We start from the raw sequence: 21,487 nt of genomic DNA, 5'->3' as shown, positions 1-21,487 counted from the left end.
GCTGGTGACACTAGCTTTTATCCAACGGTCAGTTCGCGTGCCACGACTACACATCTGATTTTCCGGTTGTACTTATTTTATCAAAAGCCGTCCTTCTAGGACGGGGTTGTAGACCCAAGTTTTCGATAAATTATATCTACATACAGCAGATTGCCAGTTAGTGAGGTACAGATAATCGTTGATTGTAGGGGCACTGGCACTGCCATGCCCCGAAGCGCGTACCTCATGTACCTGAAATATGCTGTATCTACAAAATATAGAAATCCAATTGTATGCCTGAAAATTTTTCTTTATATGTAGGCTAGGCAATTTACAATATATTCAGATTTCGGTTGGTATTAATTCTAATCCTATATAATTGAGTATTAAACATTTTATTAATTCTAGATTTTATATTTAATATTCTGTTTGTTTATAAGCAAGATAAATCGCTTCTAAAAATACATCAGGTGCTACACCTATAGGTATTTGCTCTAAATTAATAATAGCTTGAACTTGTTGAGACAACTTCAAAGACAGAGAAGATTTGGCTCTAGGTGACATGCCATTACGTCTTTGTAAATATTCTCGAATTACCGCAAAATCATCTGGTAATAATGCCGAAAAATCAGCAATTTGGTTCAATTCCTCATAAACTAAATTTGCCTGTTCAGAAATAGTTAAAGTAGCTGTACCAGTGGGTATTTGGTCTTGAATGACAACTGTACCAGCAGCGAAATCTCCTAAGCGCTTTTCGTTGCGTCCCAACATAATAAAAAAAGCACCAATATATAAAAATTCATCTAAGGGACGCAGTAAGCCTCGTAAAGCGGCTTGTGGTAATCCAATTGGTCTACCATCATCTCGGATTACACGAATTTTAGCCCAGCGTTTACCAAGGGTTTGTCCTTGCCATAAAGTTTCAAAAAATACGAAATAACCTGTATAAATAGCAAAAGTGGTGATGAAAAATATCGCTATCATCCACAAACCTAAATTAGAACCTAAAGCTGTGACCCAAAAATCTGATAATTGGACTAAAATTACCGCGAAAATTATGTATAACAGTAGTAAAATAAAAGCCAAAATATGATAGTCAATTATCAAAGCCCACGCGCGATTACCAATTCCCGCCAGGGTAAATTCTAGTTCTACACTTTCGGGAGTGCGGAATTTAACACGATTAAAAAGGTGCATAAGCAATTTAAAATTTTACGAAAAGGCAGATGGCAGAAGAACAAATGACCAATGACTAATGATTAATATTTAAATATCGCGATCGCGTAACCTTAAGCCTAAGCCTTCACGCCGACTCCGCAAGTCATAATAAATCACAGCTTTGATAGTTTGCCAAAATGGTACAATCACCGCTCCACTCACAAAACTTAAAGCCACTATCAGTAATACCATTAGCAAAGCTGCTAAATTAGAACCCTGTTGCAGCAAAGGCATAAAGATTAACTGAATAATAGTAGTGAGGATTTGCACCAACACTTGAATAGGTATTGTAATCAAAAAAGCTACAAATCCAATCAGTAAAATCCGCCAAACATGACCTTGAGTTAATTCCCAACTACGACCAATAGTTGAAGTCGCATCAACGTTATCTTCAACAGCAAGGGGTACATCTACTAAATAAAAACGTGTCAATAGCCATAAAATCGCTACAAATGCGGCTAAACCTAAAACAAACGCCACTAAAGCCACAAGTAAACCAGCAGCCGGACTAGTTTGTTGCCCTATCCCGCCCACTACTACAGCCGCTAAAGCACCGACTAACACAAATACAAATACAATCCCAAAAACAACTCCCATCCCGACAATCGACATTAGCAGCATAGTCATTAAAAACTGCCATATTCGGGAATTGACAAAACGTTCGCCAGCACTAATGCTTTCGGGTTGATCGACTAAATCCCCAAAAGCCAAGCGAGAAATCAAGGCTATCAAAGCATAAAACTTTGCCCAGCCATAAACTGGAACTAATATCCAAATATAAGCCTTCAAAGCCAATAAAAAGTATTCTTTTAGGTGAGAACGATATAATCGTATTCCTGCACTCACGACATTTCCCACACTAAGGGGTTGCATAGGACTAGGGGAACCAAAATCACCAGACATGATGTTAAATTATCCTTGCTAGTACGGAAATGAATTGACGCTATCTTAAAGTACAGGCAAGCGAATCCTTCTAAAATTTATGAATATTCAACGTTGGATTGCACGACGAGAAATAAATTGGCAGCGTTTGGACAAACTTTTACGGCAAGTAGAAAAAAAAGGGCTAAAATCGCTGCAATATGGTGAAATTCGCGACTTAGCAAGTTTATATCGGTCAGTAGCGGCAGATCTCGCCCGTGCCCGGACTCAGAAAGTCGGAAACACATTGATACATAGTTTACAATCTTTAACAACTCGCGCCTATACGCAGATTTATCAAGGTTCGCGACGACAAGAATGGCAAGCTGTAGTGGAATTCTACAAATGGGGATTACCAGCAGTAGTGCAGCAAACATTTGCATATATTGCATTTGCTACATCCTTATTTTTATTGGCGGCGTTAGTTGCTTGGTGGTACGCTTGGCAAGATCCCAGCTTTATGGCATTAATTGTACCTGAACATTTAATTTCTAAAGTGCGCGACGATCGCCAATTGTGGATGGGTTCGATTGTGGGTATTGAACCTTGGGCATCCAGCAGTATTATGGTGAATAATTTATCAGTTTCCTTCGGCGCTGTTGCTGGTGGGATGACAGCCGGAGCATATACAGCATATTTAATGTTATTTAATGGTTTATTAATTGGTGCTATTGGTACTCTAGTCGGGCAAAATCATCTCGCCTATCCCTTTTGGGCTTTTGTGTTTCCACATGGTTCTCTAGAATTACCAGCGATATTTTTCGCAGGCGCTGCTGGGTTTCTCTTAGGGAAAGCGATTTTATTTCCTGGTAAATACCGTCGTCGCGATGCAATCAAATTTTATGGTTATCAGGCGGTGCAGTTAGTATATGGAATTGTGCCGATGTTAGTTATTGCTGGTACAATCGAGGGTTTTTTCTCTCCTAATCCCAGGGTACCAGACGCTTTTAAGTATCTTGTTGGTATGGGATTATTTGTGCTTTTAGTGAATTATTGTCGGCGGAAAAAAACTAAAACCTAAAATAATTCTTAATTAGTAATTCTTAATTAAAAGAATTACTAATTAATTCATAAGGCGCGTTAGGTAAAACACCATAACGCACCTTATAAATTGCTAGCCCCTAGTTGCATTAGGTGTAGGTTGGGTTGAGACTTTGCGTAGGCGCAGCCTTACCGCAGGGTAACCCAACACCCGGATAAATGTTGGGTTTCGTTCCTCAACCCAACCTACAATTTTTCTGCATCATTTTAGTCGTGTCAGTCCACTACAAATTGCTAGCCCCTAGTCCCTAATCTCTCTATTTTAGCTTTTCGTATGCAGCCAAAATAATTCTTTCGGTTTCCTCCCAACTAATACATTTATCGGTCACCGAAACGCCATATTTTAATTCTTCTTTTTTACAATTTACTGGTTGATTACCTTCATACAAGTTTGATTCCAGCATCATACCCACAATCGAAGTATTGCCATTAACTACTTGTTGAATGACGTTTTCTAACACGGCAGATTGCAATCTGTAATCTTTATTGGTATTACCATGACTACAATCAATGACAATTCTGGGTGGTAATTTCGCCTCTTTCAATTTCTCTTCTACTACTTTGACACTATCTGCATCAAAGTTAGGTTGATAACCACCCCGTAAAATCACATGGCCGTAAGGATTTCCTTTAGTTTGAAATACACTAACCTGTCCGTCTTGATTAATGCCGAGAAAATTATGGGGAGTTCTCGCAGATTGTAAAGCATTTAAGGCTACTTGAATATTACCATCTGTACCATTTTTAAAACCCACAGGCATGGAAAGTCCACTAGCCATTTCTCGATGGGTTTGTGATTCGGTTGTGCGTGCGCCAATTGCTGACCAAGCAACTAGTTCGCTAATGTATTGAGGTACAATAGGGTCAAGTGCTTCTGTTGCGGTAGGTAATCCTAATTCGGAAATTTGTAACAGTAATTCCCGTGCAATTAATAAACCATTTTCTACATGGAAGGAATCATCCATTTCTGGATCGTTGATTAATCCTTTCCAACCTACTGTAGTTCTGGGTTTTTCAAAATAAACTCGCATCACTAACAATAGTTTATCTTTGACTTGCTCTGCTAAAGCCTTGAGTTTATGTGAATATTCTAATGCGGCTTTTGGATCGTGGATTGAGCAAGGGCCGACAACGATAAATTTTCTTCTGTCTTGAAAATCGAGAATTTGTTCTAGTTCTTCCCTATATTTTAGAACTGTCTCTTCGGCTAATTTAGTTAATGGTAATTTTGATTTTACTTCGTTCGGAGTTAATAAAACGTGAGAGTTCTCAATGTTGGCATCAAACAATGTGTGGCGCATGGAGCAGATCATGTGATTTATGCTACTATACTGAGGCTTAAAAATTATACACAGTTTCTAGGCCCAAACGAACGCCAAATTTAAAGAAATCAGAAAATTGTGAGAAAACTAAATTTTATATATTTATATATAGTTTGTAACGCTCTACAGAAAGTTGTATTTTATTAGACCAAGAAAAGAGTTTTTATTACTTGCAAAATTCTTCTAAATTAAAAGGGGGCAATATTTCCCCCTTTTTTTGCTGCCTAAACTATTCGTAAGTACAAGTGTAATTAATTACTGCAACACAAATACTTTAGCTTCATAAGGCCCGATATCAGTGATGATGCCATCATCACCAGCTTCTACATCATAATCGGCTGTCCACTCGTGCCAGGTACCACCACAAGGAAAATTAGGTACATGATATCCAGCTAGGAAATTTTCAGAAAAATTGGCGACTACAACAACGCGAGAACCTTCATCATTCCAACGGCTATAAGCAAGTACTTTTGCTTCGGCATTTTCATGAATAAAGTCTATATTCTCGGTGTAAAGTGCATGGCTATTTTTACGCAAGTGAATTAAGCCTTTATAGTATGCAAGTAAGCTAGAATTGAGGTCATTAGCTAATATTGTCCAATCAATTTTCGCTGATTCTTGTTGTTTTGGTTTGTATTCTCCAAATTCTTCCGCCATCCAGACCAAAGGTACACCAACTGCAGTAAAAAGAATTGCTGCTCCTAATTTAGCTCGTCTAAAAGCTTCTTCATCGAAAATTTCCCGCTTACCTAATTCTACCATGAGGCGATCGTGGTCATGGTTTGTGAGATAATTTACCACATTTGTCGCACCCAAAAAACCTTGACGTTTGGCATCAATTACGTCTTTTAGGCTTTCTAAATCAAAGGTATCGCCACAAATATGTACTGTAACTGTATGACGGAAACTATCATGCCAGCAACCATCCATCGGCCCGTCTACATTGGTAATACTGGTAGTTTCGGGAATATGTTCGGCAATATTATAAAAAGGTTTTGCACCAGCAGTGTTCTTTGCTTCTTGCACAATCCAGTGCATAAAATCGTAGTTGGCAATTTGTCGTGCCGCATCATAGCGAATACCATCTACATGATATTCTTCAATCCAAAAACGAATAGTATCACCAATAAATTTTCTGGCGGGATAGGTTTCTAAATTCTCATCGTAATGTTCGTAGTTAAACTCAGGCCCCCAGCTATTATCAGGATCGCGAGGCGCGTGATGATACCAATAATCGTGATCGATTTGGGTTAAAGGTGCGCTAGCTTCTGAATGATTATAAATACCATCCATGATAATGCGAATGCCTCTAGCATGACATTCATCAATTAAATTTTTTAATTCTGCTGTAGAACCATAACTAGATTCTGTTGCAAAAAAGTGACGCGGATTGTATCCCCAGCTATAATCTCCCGGATATTCTTTAACTGGCATTAATTCGATGGCGTTAATTCCTAATTCACACAAATAATCTAATTTTTCAATTACATGTTTATACTTTCCGCGTGCATAGGGATCGTCTTCTCCACCAGAAAAATCTGCAACATGCAATTCATAAATTACTAATTCATGATCTGCAGGTAAATGTTTATCATCATGGTGCCAAACATAGGTATCAACTATTCTTTCCCCATCTTTGATGCGTACTACACCATTATCTTTACCCCCTATTTCGTCTATGTCAGTTGCATAAGGATCTGTGACATCTACCCATTGTTCTGCCTCAAAGAACCAAGAGTTTGTTTGGACGCGGAATTTATATTGATAAGCGCCATCTTCTAAATCTACGGTTGTGCGGAAATAACCATCATCTCCTTTTTGCATGGGTATTTCTTGCCAATCAGAAAAAGACCCAATTAATACTGCACCTTTGTTGTAGGGAGCAAATAAATTAAATTCAATTGGCTTCGACATATAATTATTTGGAGTAGCAAATCTTGTTAAGATTATTCTCTTATTCACAGATTACATTCGCCAATAGACCTGTGGAGATAATTAACTGATGAGTTCCTCTATCTAGGGATATAAGTTTTAAATTTCTTATATATTATGTTTTAATTAACAGCAGATTACCAATTGGTGAGGTACAAATAATTATTTATTTCAAAAAATTTAGCCTTACTATTTCTATACTTTATGCATCAATAAAGTGTTTTGTTTGAGATAATAAAGACAAACTGTAGGTTGGGTTGAGGAACGAAACCCAACAAGCCACCGGAAATGTTGGGTTTCACTTCGTTCAACCCAACCTACTAGCTACTAGTGTGACTTAAATAAATATGAAAAAAATTAACCGCCTTCGCGTAGCGTCTCGCAGAGAAGACGCCAAGTACGCCAAGAATTAGAGATGAGGAGAATTTGGCACAGTTTTAAAAAGAAACGGTATTATGTTGAGATTTTAGGGTGCGTAATAGGACACCCTAAATAATGAACTTGATTATTCTTAAACTGGTTCGAGGTTGCTGCTAGGTGGATTCATGTAACTATACAACCAATTGGCGGCAGTTGCTCTGCGAGTTTGTCTTGGGCCGAATTCACCAATTTTATAACCTTTGAAACCTAACTTTTCTTTGAGTATTTGTTTGTTTTCTTTGGGAATGGAACGAGTTAATTTGACTATGGCGGGACGACTGTCAATAAAATCTGGTGGTTGTGGGTATTCGTCTCGCCATTCTGGTGCGACTTGGCTATTGTCCCAATCTTCTGTTGATGAATTGTAGCGATAACCTAAGTGATACCATAACAATTGGTTGACTGTTGCATCATCAATGGTTTCGTTGAGAATTGCCCAAATAGTTTCTGTAGTGAGTGGTGGCAAATTAGACATAAGTACGTGAAAAGTTGAAATTGACAGGTTGGGTAATTGGTAATTGCAACTTTGGGATGTATTTGCTGGTTGACAGTCTCCAGTCTCGATTGTGGACAAGCATCCTCAAGAGCGATCGCAATTTCAGTGACCAACAATTTATCACTATTACCCACTCACAGAGCTAAATGTCGGGATGATTTAATCCCGGTCGCAAAACCCGCTAAACTGGAAATCGTCAACCATATACCAGTCAATGCCGAATTCTACACCAATACCAAAGCTAATTCGCGCCCATGTTTGGATTTCTGGACGAGTCCAAGGGGTTGGTTATCGCTACGCTACAGTAGATACAGCTAGTCAGTTGGGATTAACTGGCTGGGTGCGCAATCTCGGTGATAGTCGCGTGGAAGCAGTTTTTGAAGGTGCGCGTGAAGTCGTAGAAGATATGGTGCGCTGGTGTCATAGCGGCCCTCCGGCGGCTGTGGTACAAAATGTAGTGGTGGAGTACGAAGAACCGGAGGGTTTGCGAGGTTTTGAAGTGAGGCGTTAGGAACTTCCAACTAAAAAAATATTCCATCGCTGTGTATGCAGAGGAAGCAGAGGAGGTAGAGGAAGCAGAGGAGAAATAATTTGCAACTATGAAAATGCGATAATTTATTTTCTGGAAGTCCCTTAAGACGAAATCTTTAGATAAATTTGGCGCTCAGGATGAATATCAGCTTTTAAAGCATAAAATACAGGTTTAAGAATTTATTCACGCATAAACTGAGATTTTTTATATAGCAAAATTATCTACTTTATTAACTAAGTAAAGTTTAGTTGAGACTCTGCGATCGCATCGGCACGGATAAAAATTGTAGCTATATTTGTAATATACCTATCTGCTAATTAAGTTGAGCACCATCAAGGATAAATACTCATGATTCATTTGCAGATAAATTTGATAGCTAAGTTTTAGATTCAGTTATGTTAATGCACTCCAAGGATAAAAATCACAGAATTTGGAGTTTGGCTAGACTGGCAATAGTAGGATTAGGTCTAGTATCTCTAAATTTAGCAACAACAAGCATGATTCATTCCCAACCAGTTGTTGCACAGTCAAGTAATAGACTAGCTAAAACATCTGGGGAAATACCAGTAGTTAAATCTGCGGCTTTGGGTGCAAATATGGATGTACCTTGGTCAAAGCTGGTGAAAATTGAAGACCCTTTTGAAGGTAATTATTTGGGTATTTTTGACCGCAATTATTTCTGGAGTAACTTTGTTAATAATAATGCCAGAGTAGAAGTAATTAGCCTGTGGAGTCGCAATTCTATTCGCGTACTTTTAGCTTATAGCTCTCGCAATTGTGCTTATCGTTCATACTATCATACTTTGCTAGCTGCACCTGAATGTTTAGTTTCTCACAACACCCTCAAGATTAATAACCTGTATATCAAAATTGGCGAACAGGTTTTTCGGTTAGCAGGAAACAACGGTACATTTAAAGTTAGTGATGAGTTAGCAACTGCTTTGAAAAATTCACCTGCGAAAAATGTCACTATTAGACTTTTATCAGAAAGTGGGGAAGCTGTTGATAGCCAAATCGGTAAAGGAACTGTAGAAGGTTGGAAATCTGTTTACTAAAAGTAAAAATGTAGATAATTTTTCAAGAGAAAGCTATACCTAGATGTGTGAAACGACAAAATAATACTCGCAAAATTCAGCGTTTTTCGACATACATTTAGGGTAAAATGTTATAGATCGTACTCCGATTTATTATTGACCTTAGCGCATTTAAGATACTGTCCATGCAGCTACTTCACACAACCGACAAAGATTTTTCTACCCAATTCAAAGCACTTGTAAACGATCGCCGGGAAGCAACTGTTGATGTTAGCGGGACAGTAAGAGAGATTCTGGCTGATGTCAAAGCTCGTGGTGATGCGGCAGTGAATGAATATACCAGCCGCTTTGACAATTATAATGCTCAGTCTTTGCGTTTAAGCGATCGCTTTATTGCCGAACTAGCTGCCAAATGTCCGGCGGATGTGACAGCAGCTTTAGAACTAGCCGCCCAAAGAATCGCGGCGTTTCATGAAAAACAACTACCCCAAGATATCGGCTATACCGATACAGTCGGCGTAAAATTGGGCTTAAATTGGGTAGCGCTGTCGAAAGTTGGGATTTATGTACCGGGGGGACGCGCTAGTTATCCGAGTTCAGTATTAATGAACGCCTTACCAGCCAAAATTGCTGGCGTTGAACGAATTGTGATGACAGTACCCATGCCTCGCGGTGAGATTAATCCCGCAGTGTTGGCAGCTGCTAAAATTGCTGGTGTCACAGAAATATATGGTATTGGTGGGGCACAAGCGATCGCAGCTTTAGCTTATGGTACAGAAACTATCGCCCCTGTGGATAAAATCGTCGGCCCTGGTAACGCTTATGTTGCCGAAGCTAAACGCCAAGTATTTGGTACGGTAGGAATTGATAGTATTGCCGGGCCATCAGAAATTCTCGTAGTTGCCGATAATCAAAATAATCCCGAATGGATTGCTTGGGATTTACTATCACAAGCCGAACACGATCCTAGCGCCCAATCTATTTTAATTACCGACTCAGCTGAATTTGCCGAAAAAGCGATCGCATCTGTGGCGCAAGTTTTAAATAACCTCGCTACCAAAGCAGTAGCTAGCGCCAGTTGGGAAAAGCATGGGGCGGTAATAATTGTCAACGATTTAGCCGAAAGTATTCCCCTAATAAACCAGCTAGCACCAGAACACATAGAATTGTGTATTGATAACCCCCAATTACTCGCCAATCAAATCAAATGCGCTGGTAGCCTATTTTTAGGACGCTACACCCCAGAAGCCATTGGCGATTATTTAGGCGGGCCAAATCACGTATTACCTACCTCCCGTTCCGCCCGTTTTGCTTCTGGCTTAAGCGTCTACGACTTCTTAAAGCGCATCACCTACTTAGAATGCAACCAACAAGCATTACAAACAATCGGTCAAGCAGCAGTCACCCTAGCCACAGCCGAAGGACTACCCGCACACGGCGGTAGCGTAGCCATACGATTAGCAGCAGAATAGGGAAGGGAGGGAAAGGGGGACAAGGAGGATAAGGAGGACAAGGAGGACAAGGGGGACAAGGGAAGGGGGACAAAATCAATTCAAAACTTGTACTGAGCTTGTCGAAGTATTCAGAAATATTTTTGACTTTTGACTTTTTCTGCCCCATGCCCAATGCCCCATGCCCAATGCCCCATGCCCAATGCCCAATAACAAAAAACCAGGTAACTCAATTGCTACCTGGTTTTTTAAAATCACAATTTCCAGACTGATAGGAGCAAAGCTGTACTATGCTCCTAAATACCTAACCAAATTAAACTGCAGCAGCAGACTTGGTAACAACTTTGAGTTCGCCTTTAGCGTACTTAGCAGCAAAATCTTCCAAGGAAACTTGCTTAATCTTGCTAGCATTACCAGCAGTACCAAATTGCTGATAGCGTTCTGCACAAACCTTCTGCATGTAAGTGATAGAAGGCTTGAGGAAGTGACGGGGGTCAAATTCCTTAGGATTCTTGGTTAAAGCTTCACGTACCGCAGCAGTAATAGCCAAACGGTTGTCGGTGTCAATATTTACCTTACGTACACCGCTCTTGATACCTTTTTGAATTTCTTCTACAGGTACGCCGTAGGTTTCAGGAATAGCACCGCCGTACTCGTTAATTAAAGCAATCAAATCTTCAGGTACAGAAGAAGAACCGTGCATTACCAAGTGGGTGTTGGGTAAGCGGCGGTGAATTTCTTCAATGCGGCTGATTGCCAAAATTTCGCCAGTTGGCTTGCGGGTAAACTTATAAGCACCGTGGCTGGTACCGATAGCAACAGCCAAAGCATCTACTTGGGTTTGTTCTACAAAGCTAACAGCTTCATCGGGGTCGGTCAGCAATTGAGAGTGGTCGAGTGTACCTTCAAAACCATGACCATCTTCAGCTTCACCCGCACCAGTTTCTAGAGAACCTAAGCAACCGAGTTCGCCTTCAACGCTGACGCCCAAAGCATGAGCTACATTCACAACTTCGCTGGTAACACGAACGTTGTACTCGAAGCTTGCTGGAGTCTTAGCATCAGCTTCCAAGGAACCGTCCATCATGACGCTGGTGAAGTTGTTCTTAATTGCTGAGTAGCAGGTAGAAGGAGCATTACCGTGATCTTGGTGCATCACGATGGGAATATGAGGATAGGTTTCTACCGCCGCTAAAATCAAGTGACGGAGGAAGTTTTCCCCTGCATAGTTACGAGCGCCACGAGAAGCTTGTAAAATTACGGGGCTATCTGTCTCAGCAGCAGCCTTCAGGATTGCCTGAATTTGTTCCAAGTTGTTAACGTTGAAAGCTGGGATGCCGTAACCGTTTTCAGCCGCGTGATCCAACAACAGCCGTAAGGGTACAAGCGCCATAGATAGTCCTCCTAATGTGGTTGTCAGCTAGTCGGTGTGAGAGAAGCGTAATTATTTACCATTATTGTAATTGTTACGCTAATCTTAAGAGTTTTTTCAACATATAGGAAATTATAACTAGTGAATGGTGTTTATGTTGAAAAAGTTTACGCTACAACTCATAAATGTGCCTTAAATTCACAATAACGTACTGTACAGTCTGCTACGTCACTGCTTGGGGCTTTGGTAGTCCTGTATCCTAGATGATTGACTTCAACAATGTCATCAAGTCCTGAAAATCAATCAAGTGGATAATTGCTTGACAAATGCTGCATATTCAGCAGATTGCAACCCTGCTTGTAAAGTTGCCAACACAACCTGCATATTCCCGGCTAAAAGTTCTGATGTGGCTAACCACAAACCAGGAAAAACTCGACTGTGCATAACTCCAGCATCATCAGCTAGTAATTCTAAGTATTCACCTTGTTCTAAATCGTTCAGTTAGCGTCAAAAACCTTACCGTGTGTAAACCCAACAAATCGCCGAAAATGTTGGGTTACCCTGCGGGAAGCCCCTAGCCTTCGGCAACGCTCCGCGAACGGGTCTACGTTCCTCAATCCAACCTATAATCTGAGTATCCTCTGGATAATCTTTTCATAATGAACCTAAATTCAATGGAAACACTTACCAAATGACAAATGGCAAATGACAAATAACTACAACCCCAAATCTACAGCAATTCTATGGGCGCAAGCAAAACCAGAAAATGCAACAGCATTTAATCCTTGACCAGGAAACGTACTATCCCCTACACAGTACAATCCGGGAATCGCTGTGCGGTTAAATCGCATCCCCAATAACCCCCATAACTTACGTCGGGGAATAGGCCCGTAAGTACCATCTTGTCTTCCCAAAAAGCGGCGATGGGTGCGGGGTGTTCCTACTTCTAAATAATCCAATCCCGCAATTAAACCAGGGAAAATATGCTCTAATCGCTGAATAATTGCCCATGCTGCCGCTTCTTTCTTAGTCTCATACTCCCTTTCACTTAATCCTTGCCAATTATCTAGCCAATCAGGGGTAAAAGCATGAATGATGTGATAACCCTCTGGCGCTAAATCTGGGTCAAGCAATGTCGGAATTGACACAAAAATTGTGCCTTGGGAGACAGTCATTTGTTGCCAATCTTCTAACAATATATGATGACATTCGGTTCCTTGTGGCAGAACCGACTGCTCAACTCCCATGTGCAAACTCAAAAAGCTAGGTGATTTCTGATAAGTTTGTTGCCACTTTTTCTCATTATGGGGCATGGCATCTACAGGTAATAATTTTTCAAAAGTATCCCAGCGTGTAGCATTAGAAACTATGCGTTTACCCCGATAGATTTCACCATTAGCCAGTTTTACCCCTATAGCTTTGCCTTTTTCGGTGATAATCTGCTTTACTCTTGCTTGATACTTAATTGTTCCCCCAGCTTTTTCTAAACCGCTAACTAATGCTTGAGCAATTGTTCCTACTCCACCTTTGGGGTAATTAACTCCACCATAATGTCTATCAGAAAATACCATACCTGCATTAATCATGGGTGTCATATTGGCTGGAACTACCGACCAGCAATAACATTCCATATCAATAAATTTCAACAATAACGGATCTTTGATGTAGCGTCGCGCCACATCTCCTGCATTTTGTGGCAAATATTTAGCTAATCCCAAACAAGCTAAAGGACGTTGTAAAAATACCCGCAGCAAATACCGAGGTTCTTCTAATGACAGTAACTCTATACTGTTTAAGCAATGAAAAACTTGCCAACATTCGTCATAAAACCTACGAATCCCATATCTTTCTTGCGGAAAATATGCACCAAGATTTTGCAAAAATTTTTCATAAACGCGGTCAACTTTCAAATCTAAACCATCAGGTAGATGGTAGTGAATCTGTACGAGGTCGGCTATTGTTTCGATGCTAACGTTCACAGCATCAAGGGCGCGGGTGAGTAAATTTGTAGTTCCCTTGTCACCCATACCAAAAATCATTGATGCTCCTACATCAAAACGATAGCCCTGGCGTTCAAAATAGCCCGCACTACCACCAGGTATCATATAGCTTTCTAAAACCAGTACTTTAGCTCCCTTTGCTGCTAGCTGGGTTGCGGTGACTAATCCCCCAATCCCAGAGCCAATAACAATTACATCAAATAAGGAACTAGAAGTCATAATAATTCAAAATTTAAAATTCACAATTCAAAAACAGAATAGTTAGCCTTGAGCAGTATACTGACAAATTAATTTTGATGCAAATGCCCCAATTGCCAAGGGATTGTCAGTTGCTACATAAAATTTTTCTAAAAATTGTAGCCCATATTACTTTTAAGAGCAAATCTCCTACTTAACCAATTTAATCTGATGAGCTTGTATAGATTAAATCGCTAAATTGTCGATCAAAATTTAATTGAAGAGGGAATTTTGATTTAATTTTCAAAAAAAGTCTATCTATTTTCCTGGGCTTGTTCTTTTTAAATGTAAAATATGTCGATTTCTTGCCAAAAAAAGAGGGACGAGCCTGCTACTGCTGGCTAATCCCGTCTGCCGATCCTTAAAGAGAGGAGAACACTGATTAATAATATAACCTTGATTGAGAATGGCTGTCAACTATTAATGCAAAAGATTATCAATAATTTTTAGGTTGTGGATTTTAGCTGCCAGTCAGAGGCAGGACAGAGTATCATGATGTTTCAGTTCTTATATATTAAAAACGCCGATTTTTGGCTATGACGCTACAACTGCGTGTTTATGTTCCACCCCATCCTCTGATTAAGCACTGGTTAGCAGTTGCTCGTGATGCTGCCACACCTTCGGTATTATTCCGCAGTGCGATGGTAGAGTTAGGAAGATGGTTAACCTATGAAGCTGCAAGAGAGTGGTTACCGACGCAAGAAACGACGGTAGAAACTCCTTTAGATTCTACGCCAGCGACTTTAATCGATCCACAAGTACCTGTGGCGGTAGTACCGATTTTGCGGGCTGGGTTAGTGCTATTAGAAGGGGCGCAGACTTTGTTACCCCTAGCTTCGATTTATCATTTGGGCTTAGTCCGCGACGAGGAAACACTACAGCCTACGTGTTACCTCAACAAATTACCAGAAAAATTCGATCCGCAAACAAGGGTATTAATTACCGATCCGATGTTGGCTACAGGCGGTTCAATGATGGCTGCAATGGCAGAATTGACACAACGTGGCATAGATCCATCTTTAACCAGAATTGTTTGCGTAGTGGCGGCTCCACCTGCTTTGCAAAAACTCAGCGCTGCTTATCCAGGTTTAATTATTTACACGGCTACCATTGATGAAACAGTCAATGACCAAGGATTTATTGTACCGGGATTAGGAGATGCAGGCGATCGCACCTACGGGACTTAAGCTACTATGCAGCTAGGGTAGGAAAATAACTTTAACTAGGATTACTAGTATAAAAGTCCCAAAGTTTCGTCAAGGCGGTTAAGGATATGAGTCAGCGTGATGGTTTTTTCAGTGGATTTTTGGCCGGAGCAATTTTCGGTAGTGTTGTTGGTGGCGTTGTCGGCTCTTTGATTGCTAATCGTCAAGATTTAGAATTAACAGGAGATGAAGAAGCAGAACTGACACCCAACGCCGAAGAAACCCGGAAAATAGCTGGAAAAAGGCGTCAAATGCCCCCTTCTCAAACAGAAGGACTAGAAATGGAAACAGCAAGGCGATCGCTAGAAGATAAAATTGCCCAGCTAAATGCCACAATAGATGAGGTACGTAAGCAACTCGGCAATGTCAATGGCACTGCACCGCAAGCAGTAAACGAGCGTTCTTTGACAAAGGATTCTTAGATAATTACGACTTGGTGCAGCGCTTAAGTGTGGTGCGATGTGCCTGCACTAATCGCAGACGCCATGACCGAGACTAAATTAAAATCTATGATAAGACCTTGTTTGTCAACTTAGCCCAAAACCAAGCTATCCATGAATCTACTGATTACCACACTGGCTACTTTTATCCAGATTTATACTGTTTTACTGATTATTCGGGTTCTTTTGACCTGGTTCCCCAATATTGACTTTTACAGTCAACCATTTGCGGCCTTAGCCCAGATTACTGACCCTTATCTCAATCTTTTCCGTTCAATTATTCCCCCACTAGGCGGTATAGATTTTTCTCCCATCATCGCCTTCTTGCTACTGCAATTCATTGGCGACTGGCTGCTACCGATTTTGCAAAAGTTAACTTATAGCCCTTTCTAGTCTACTGAGCGATGAATTCATCTGTGTTCATCTGTGGTAAACAACTTTTTCCTCTACTTCAGTGACGTTCTCTCCCGTTAACCTTGCGGTATAACGGGAGCTTCTAATCTAGAACCAGATAGTTGAGAACAATCAAATTCTAAAAAAGCTTCGCGCTTCACAGGCGGGGCAACCCCGAAGCCTCCACGCGCAGGCAAGATGAGTCCCACCTCGCTAATTGCCCGATTTAAAATATTAACTGCGGCATTCTCATCTCTATCCATCAATAACCCGCATTTCGGACAATGATGCAAACGAACAGAGAGACTTTTCGGGACTTTATGACCGCAACCGGAACAATCCTGGCTAGTAGAATGGGGGTTAACTTTCACGACTCGGACACCGCGTTTGACCGCCACTGCTTCCAAGATATTGATAAATGCCCCCCATGCGGCATCCAGAATTGATTTACTCAATCGTGTTTTAGCAAGACCTTTGATATTCAAGTCTTCCACTGCGATTAAGTCAAAATTTTTGACTAGTTTGTGTGCTGTTTTGTGGTGAAAATCTTTCCTTTGACGCTCAATCCTTTGATGAATTCTGGCTATGTGGTTTTTCTTTTTAGCTTGTCGCCGAGAGCCTTTTTGTTGACGAGCTAGTTGACGTTGTTGTCGTGCTAAATGATGTTGAGTTTGACGATAAATCTGTGGAATAGCAACTGTATCACCATCTGATGTTGTCAAAAATTCTTTTAGCCCAACATCAACCCCTATCGCAGATTTAACCTCATCAAGAGGTAATAATTGCGGCACAGAATTATCTTGCATGGCAATGCAGCAGTACCATCCATCTGCTTTGCACACAATCGTACAAGTTTTGAGTACAAAGCCCTCTGGTAATGGTCGGTGTAAGATGACTGGCATCTCACCAATTTTACTGAGTTTCAATATGCCGTCTTTGAGGTTAGCACCTGCCTTTGGACAGTTCACTCGTGGATAAACAAAAGACCTTAATTCTCCAGGCTTTTTAAATCTGGGACGACCGCCGCGTTTTCCTGATGCGTCAGGAATTAACCAGCGTTCCCATGCTTGATTTAAACGCTGTAAATTGATTTGCTGAGATTCTGCCCAGATATTTTTGTAATCGGGAAACAGTATTTTCGTTTGCTTTAAATCCGCTTGCTGAGTATAGTAATTAACTCGCTGTGGGATTTCTCCAATTGGTTCACTAACTATTGAACATCGATCAATTTGACAGCGACTTCTGTGGAGTGCATCTAACCTCTGCCCAAATGCGTAATTCCAATGACGGCGTAGTAGCTCTAATGTATTTGACATCAAAGCTATTTGCGCGGCATTAGGTAAAATTCGGTAGCAGTAAGTTAAAATCATAATATCAGTATATCATTTATTGCTTATCGATGGAAGATTTATATGATAAAGGTTTTCGCTCAGTTTATTCTCTTACTGCTCATATAGTTTTTGTGACTAAATACAGGAGAATGGTGATTAATGAGGCTATGCTTTCTAGGCTGGCAGAAATATTTAAAGATACCTGTACTAAATGGGAATGTACATTAGTAGAATTTAACGGTGAAGTTGATCATGTACATTTACTCATTCGTTACCATCCACAAATTGAACTCAGCAAATTTATTGCTAACCTCAAAACTGTTTCTAGTCGATTAATTCGTAAAGAGTTTGAACCTATCTTGAACCAAGTGTATACAAAACCTGTGCTGTGGACAGGTTCTTACTTTGTTGCTAGTTGTGGTGGGGTCACAGTTGAGCAGTTAAAAGAATATGTGCAGCAACAACAATGACCTCAAAAATAAGGATTCGCTTTGCTCAGTCAGAGAATGTTTGCCTCAATTCCCCACCCATCAACCTTTGGTATGATGGGCGACCCCTTGAGGCTTTTGGTTGGATGGGAAAACGCTATATTATGTAATCACTATTGTGCAGCTGATGAAAAATAGGGTGGGTAATACCCACCCTATTTGATGGTTAAAAATTTATTAAAGGTTAAGCTAATGCGCATCTAAATTACATAACTCCTAATGAGGACTGTCAACAGTCAACAGTCAACAGCCCTCACAATGGATTATGCAACTTAAAAGCAGATTAGCTGATTACTTGCGCACCTGACCGCTAAACCCAGCAGCTTTAAACTGCTTCAGCTTCAACGGGGTTGGCTGGTTTGCAGGTACAGAAATTCGCAATTCAAAATCACTGATACCTGGTGGTATCTCCGCAATTGAACCTAAACGAGTGCGATTTTGGAGTATTGGATCGTTGTTAGCATCATAAATCCGTCCGAAAATATCTGCATCGTAGACGGTTTTATATGTACCATTTTCCGCTTTACCTGTAACAATAAAACAGTTAGCCGCCCCAGAACCGCTACTAATCACAGCACCTTCCGCCAGTTCTGGAGGACAGTCTTTATAAGAAATATCAAAGAGTTTAATTTGTGTCAGCGCTACAGCCGGGGGAGTAAATATCCAGAGAAAAACACTGATGAGACAAGAAATAAAGATTACCTTGATTTCTCTGGGATAAAATGACTTAGCTAAGTCTAGTAAATTTAACCAAGATTTGCTGCTACTTTTATTTTCCATATCTAAAAACTAATCTTACCAAGGTTTCTACGGGATAATTTATTGTTTGCTGTTTTCTTACATATATCACTAACGCATTCATCGGTATACCTGTCTCAATCCGTATGAAGTGAAGTAGATGCACAGACTGAGAGACACAGAGGTCTAATGATAACTGAAAACTGTACGGGCGGGTTCACAGATATCCTCACTGATTCATGACGATCTCGCATAAACCCGCCCCTAGTAACCATTGACTATTGACCATTGACCATTGACCATTGTACAGACAAGGGTTATCGCGTCTCTAACAACTGACAACTGACAACTAACCAAAAGATATTGGAGACTTTGATTAAACTTTTGTAATAATTAGGGAAAACAACCCTTAACTTGCTATTAACTTATGACTCCGGATGAGATTAAAGCAGCTTTGCAAGCAGCCTTTAAGTGTTGTGATGTAGCCAGCTGTCCTCTCACTGAGACACAGAAACAGATACTACTGCAAGTAATTGAGCAAATTCCCGAAAATTCTCATTGTGGGGTGCTAGAAATTGCTAATCCCTTAGATGAACTGACCTCAGAAGAATTAGCAGCATTTTTGCAATTCGTGAAAACACACGAACAAGACAATGGTAACTGGAAAGCGCAATTCTTGAATGATTGGCTGAATGCGTCAGATTCTGGAGAAGTACAATTTATTCGGGAACGTTACGGTTTGCAATGGCTCAATCGCCTTCAGCCATATCATTTTGATAAATATGTATATTTTGAGGATGCGCTCAAATTAAAAGCGGGCGATCGCATTGAAATTTGTAATGCAATGTGGGAATGGGTGCAGGATGATGGCCCCTGTAAGCGAGAATGGTTCGGCTGTGTGGTGCTACAAGTTGCGGAAATTGAGAATGGCGATACTTTCTGTAGCAATTGTATTGTCCGCTTCAATAATGGTGCTGAATATGAAATTCAAGGAATTTACGAATGGAACCGTTATAATTGGCGCTGGTCTAAAAACTAATAATCAATCATACTTACAACATGTTGCCATCTATCAACAGTATGATACTGTTGGCTACAACTTGCTATCAGGCGATCGCTTGCTTGCTCGAAGATCGTCACCCCCCACCAGGAAAGCTCATTGATGTAGGTGGTTATAACCTACACCTTTACACAGCCGGCGAATCCGGGCCGACAGTGGTAATCGACCACAGTTTAGGCGGAATTGAAGGTTATTTACTCCTACCAGAGATAGCCAAACTGACAAAAGTTTGTATTTACGATCGCGCTGGCTATGGTTGGAGCGATCATAGTCCTTATCCCCGAACCAGTCAGCAAATCGTCACAGAACTCGATTGTCTGTTAACTCAAGCCGGAATTGAACCCCCTTATATTCTCGTGGGTAATTCCTTCGGTAGCTATAACGTGCGCTTGTATGCAAAGCGATTTCCCCACAAAGTTATCGGCATGGTTCTGACTGATGGGCTTCATGAAACGGCTATGTTGAAAATGCCCATTCCTTTACAATGTCTGAAATACTTTTTTCTCTCCGGCTTTGTGATGTCCTTTTTAGGCTCAGTTCTCGGTATTGTCAGATTACTGAAATTGATTGGCACATTTGAACTCATCAAGCGTGAATTAGGGAAATTTCCCAAAAAAACTCTCAAATCAGTTAAGCGTTCTTTTTGTCGTCCTAAACACTGGATTACCATGAGTCGGGAAATCTTAAATTTAGATAATAGTAGTCGCCAAGTTATGTCAGCTAATGATTTTGGGGAATTACCTATAGTTAATATTAAAGCCAATACTTTTTTTCATCCTTCTTTTTGGACGCTACTTTTACCTAGTAAAGCCGCTAACGATTTACGCGACAAAATGCACGATGAATTAATGAATTTATCTACAAATTCTATGCAAATTCAAACTGATATAAGTAGTCATTTTGTCTGGATCGATCAACCAGAGTTGATTGTCAAAGCAATTTTGCATATTGTCAAAAATTGCGATTGCAATTAAATCAAAAGAATATTATTTGTCTGAGGATTGCGGTTCTGCTTCAGAATTGATCGACTCATAAACATGAATACTAATAGTCTTGTCAATCTTGATTGACTATAAAATCAACTTAATTTATAGATTGTAAATTTGAATAAATAACTTTAAATCTTAACAATTCAAAATTCAAAATTCAAAATTCAAAATTAAAGGCATTTTCAGTCGGGGATTTAAACCCCGACTGAAAATGATACTACGTATAGACGTAGGGGTCTTAAACCCTTTTATGTACGATAACTTTATAATTTAATTTTTTATATTAACCAAAAGATGGATTTTTGAGATTTTCAAAATGTATTAGGATAAAATGGCAAACAAACATAATTAGATTTACCAATTTAAATCGCATTTAAACAATCTTTCTTTGTAGCATCTGTCATCTGCTTTTCAATAACTATAATTGTTAACTTCGCTATACTTAGCAGTTAGTCTTCGCTCTTCATTAAGGGTGACATTGAGTTTTTTAGTTCTAATTTTTGTTAAGATATATTTTTAAGCTCCTGGGAGAGACCAACTCATGGTTAACAGCAAATTTGATGATACATTAGCTGCCATTGAGTTAAATGCAGCGAGAAAACTAAACTGGGATTATAGTCAATTTAAAGACTATTTCGATTTTACAGTAAATGAGGCAACTATTGAGATTAGCCCCAAACATAAACTCGAAGCATCTGAAGGAGAAACTTTAAAGCAAGCTTTGTTAGACTATGGGTTTCAATACAAAAAAACTATAAATGATTTGATATTAGTTTTTGAACAAGACATCGAATTAAGATAAATCAATCACAAAAATTTCCTTAAACCCACCCTTCAGTGCTACCATTCAACTCCAGAAAAATAAATTCTGATTTCTTCTTCCATAAA

General features: G+C 40.0%; 21 protein-coding genes. 11 read left to right on the top strand and 10 right to left on the bottom strand.

Going from position 1 to position 21,487, the window contains the following annotated elements:
- Nucleotides 1-396: 396 nt before the first annotated feature.
- The gene (locus H6G08_RS20315; protein ID WP_190546200.1) at nucleotides 397-1,176 is read right to left on the bottom strand and encodes an RDD family protein; all 780 of its coding nucleotides are present in this window, start codon (nucleotides 1,174-1,176) and stop codon (nucleotides 397-399) included.
- Between the two features lie 69 nt (nucleotides 1,177-1,245).
- A complete protein-coding gene (locus H6G08_RS20310) occupies nucleotides 1,246-2,100 on the bottom strand; it encodes a DUF7847 domain-containing protein (protein ID WP_190546198.1) in 855 nt (284 codons plus the stop codon).
- Nucleotides 2,101-2,179: 79 nt separating this feature from the next.
- Between H6G08_RS20310 and H6G08_RS20305 the strand changes: the two genes are divergently transcribed.
- Nucleotides 2,180-3,139: a stage II sporulation protein M gene (locus H6G08_RS20305; RefSeq protein ID WP_190546196.1), complete on the top strand. Its 960-nt coding sequence runs from the start codon at nucleotides 2,180-2,182 to the stop codon at nucleotides 3,137-3,139.
- 277 nt (nucleotides 3,140-3,416) lie between these two features.
- Here H6G08_RS20305 and H6G08_RS20300 read toward each other — a convergent pair whose 3' ends face one another.
- The 3 genes from H6G08_RS20300 to H6G08_RS20290 form a co-directional block, all read right to left on the bottom strand.
- Nucleotides 3,417-4,460: a 3-deoxy-7-phosphoheptulonate synthase gene (locus H6G08_RS20300; protein WP_190546194.1), complete on the bottom strand. Its 1,044-nt coding sequence runs from the start codon at nucleotides 4,458-4,460 to the stop codon at nucleotides 3,417-3,419.
- A 276-nt stretch (nucleotides 4,461-4,736) separates the two neighbouring features.
- Nucleotides 4,737-6,395 carry an alpha-amylase family glycosyl hydrolase gene (locus H6G08_RS20295; protein ID WP_190546192.1) on the bottom strand — a complete coding sequence of 553 codons (1,659 nt, stop codon included), beginning with the start codon at nucleotides 6,393-6,395 and terminating at the stop codon, nucleotides 4,737-4,739.
- Nucleotides 6,396-6,924: 529 nt separating this feature from the next.
- Nucleotides 6,925-7,308: a DUF1823 family protein gene (locus H6G08_RS20290; RefSeq protein ID WP_190546190.1), complete on the bottom strand. Its 384-nt coding sequence runs from the start codon at nucleotides 7,306-7,308 to the stop codon at nucleotides 6,925-6,927.
- A 235-nt stretch (nucleotides 7,309-7,543) separates the two neighbouring features.
- On the opposite strand from H6G08_RS20290, the gene H6G08_RS20285 reads away from it, so the two are divergent.
- From H6G08_RS20285 to hisD, 3 genes are all read left to right on the top strand, one after another.
- Nucleotides 7,544-7,840: an acylphosphatase gene (locus tag H6G08_RS20285; protein ID WP_190546188.1), complete on the top strand. Its 297-nt coding sequence runs from the start codon at nucleotides 7,544-7,546 to the stop codon at nucleotides 7,838-7,840.
- 518 nt (nucleotides 7,841-8,358) lie between these two features.
- The gene (locus H6G08_RS20280; RefSeq protein ID WP_242046218.1) at nucleotides 8,359-8,916 is read left to right on the top strand and encodes a hypothetical protein; all 558 of its coding nucleotides are present in this window, start codon (nucleotides 8,359-8,361) and stop codon (nucleotides 8,914-8,916) included.
- Nucleotides 8,917-9,080: 164 nt separating this feature from the next.
- Nucleotides 9,081-10,367: a histidinol dehydrogenase gene (gene hisD / locus H6G08_RS20275; RefSeq protein ID WP_190546187.1), complete on the top strand. Its 1,287-nt coding sequence runs from the start codon at nucleotides 9,081-9,083 to the stop codon at nucleotides 10,365-10,367.
- A gap of 292 nt (nucleotides 10,368-10,659) precedes the next feature.
- Here hisD and fba read toward each other — a convergent pair whose 3' ends face one another.
- The 3 genes from fba to crtH form a co-directional block, all read right to left on the bottom strand.
- On the bottom strand, nucleotides 10,660-11,739 hold the full coding sequence (gene fba, locus H6G08_RS20270) for a class II fructose-bisphosphate aldolase (protein WP_190546185.1): 1,080 nt from the start codon (nucleotides 11,737-11,739) through the stop codon (nucleotides 10,660-10,662).
- Between the two features lie 282 nt (nucleotides 11,740-12,021).
- The gene (locus tag H6G08_RS20265) at nucleotides 12,022-12,162 is read right to left on the bottom strand and encodes a hypothetical protein (protein ID WP_190546183.1); all 141 of its coding nucleotides are present in this window, start codon (nucleotides 12,160-12,162) and stop codon (nucleotides 12,022-12,024) included.
- A 272-nt stretch (nucleotides 12,163-12,434) separates the two neighbouring features.
- Nucleotides 12,435-13,937 (bottom strand): carotenoid isomerase, encoded by a 1,503-nt coding sequence (crtH, locus tag H6G08_RS20260; RefSeq protein WP_190546181.1) that lies wholly within the window; start codon nucleotides 13,935-13,937, stop codon nucleotides 12,435-12,437.
- A 554-nt stretch (nucleotides 13,938-14,491) separates the two neighbouring features.
- On the opposite strand from crtH, the gene upp reads away from it, so the two are divergent.
- The 3 genes from upp (at nucleotide 14,492) to H6G08_RS20245 (ending at nucleotide 15,993) form a co-directional block, all read left to right on the top strand.
- A complete protein-coding gene (upp, locus tag H6G08_RS20255) occupies nucleotides 14,492-15,142 on the top strand; it encodes a uracil phosphoribosyltransferase (RefSeq protein ID WP_190546179.1) in 651 nt (216 codons plus the stop codon).
- An 86-nt stretch (nucleotides 15,143-15,228) separates the two neighbouring features.
- Entirely contained in the window at nucleotides 15,229-15,582 is a 354-nt protein-coding gene (locus tag H6G08_RS20250; protein WP_190546178.1) for a ssl2009 family thylakoid membrane protein, read from the top strand.
- Nucleotides 15,583-15,714: 132 nt separating this feature from the next.
- A complete protein-coding gene (locus H6G08_RS20245; RefSeq protein WP_190546175.1) occupies nucleotides 15,715-15,993 on the top strand; it encodes a YggT family protein in 279 nt (92 codons plus the stop codon).
- Between the two features lie 77 nt (nucleotides 15,994-16,070).
- Here H6G08_RS20245 and H6G08_RS20240 read toward each other — a convergent pair whose 3' ends face one another.
- Nucleotides 16,071-17,363: an RNA-guided endonuclease InsQ/TnpB family protein gene (locus H6G08_RS20240; RefSeq protein WP_190546173.1), complete on the bottom strand. Its 1,293-nt coding sequence runs from the start codon at nucleotides 17,361-17,363 to the stop codon at nucleotides 16,071-16,073.
- A gap of 29 nt (nucleotides 17,364-17,392) precedes the next feature.
- On the opposite strand from H6G08_RS20240, the gene tnpA reads away from it, so the two are divergent.
- Nucleotides 17,393-17,794 carry an IS200/IS605 family transposase gene (gene tnpA / locus H6G08_RS20235; RefSeq protein WP_190546171.1) on the top strand — a complete coding sequence of 134 codons (402 nt, stop codon included), beginning with the start codon at nucleotides 17,393-17,395 and terminating at the stop codon, nucleotides 17,792-17,794.
- Nucleotides 17,795-18,103: 309 nt separating this feature from the next.
- Here tnpA and H6G08_RS20230 read toward each other — a convergent pair whose 3' ends face one another.
- Nucleotides 18,104-18,592: a biotin carboxylase gene (locus H6G08_RS20230; protein ID WP_199322671.1), complete on the bottom strand. Its 489-nt coding sequence runs from the start codon at nucleotides 18,590-18,592 to the stop codon at nucleotides 18,104-18,106.
- Between the two features lie 385 nt (nucleotides 18,593-18,977).
- Between H6G08_RS20230 and H6G08_RS20225 the strand changes: the two genes are divergently transcribed.
- From H6G08_RS20225 to H6G08_RS20215, 3 genes are all read left to right on the top strand, one after another.
- Complete coding sequence (locus H6G08_RS20225; RefSeq protein WP_190546169.1) at nucleotides 18,978-19,589, top strand: hypothetical protein; 612 nt, start codon at nucleotides 18,978-18,980, stop codon at nucleotides 19,587-19,589.
- A 20-nt stretch (nucleotides 19,590-19,609) separates the two neighbouring features.
- On the top strand, nucleotides 19,610-20,584 hold the full coding sequence (locus H6G08_RS20220; RefSeq protein WP_190546167.1) for an alpha/beta fold hydrolase: 975 nt from the start codon (nucleotides 19,610-19,612) through the stop codon (nucleotides 20,582-20,584).
- 556 nt (nucleotides 20,585-21,140) lie between these two features.
- Entirely contained in the window at nucleotides 21,141-21,401 is a 261-nt protein-coding gene (locus H6G08_RS20215; protein WP_190546165.1) for a hypothetical protein, read from the top strand.
- Nucleotides 21,402-21,487 lie beyond the last annotated feature (86 nt).

This window comes from Calothrix anomala FACHB-343 (assembly GCF_014696435.1).
GTDB lineage: Bacteria > Cyanobacteriota > Cyanobacteriia > Cyanobacteriales > Nostocaceae > Aulosira > Aulosira anomala_A.
This window is presented reverse-complemented; position numbering and strand designations above follow the sequence as displayed.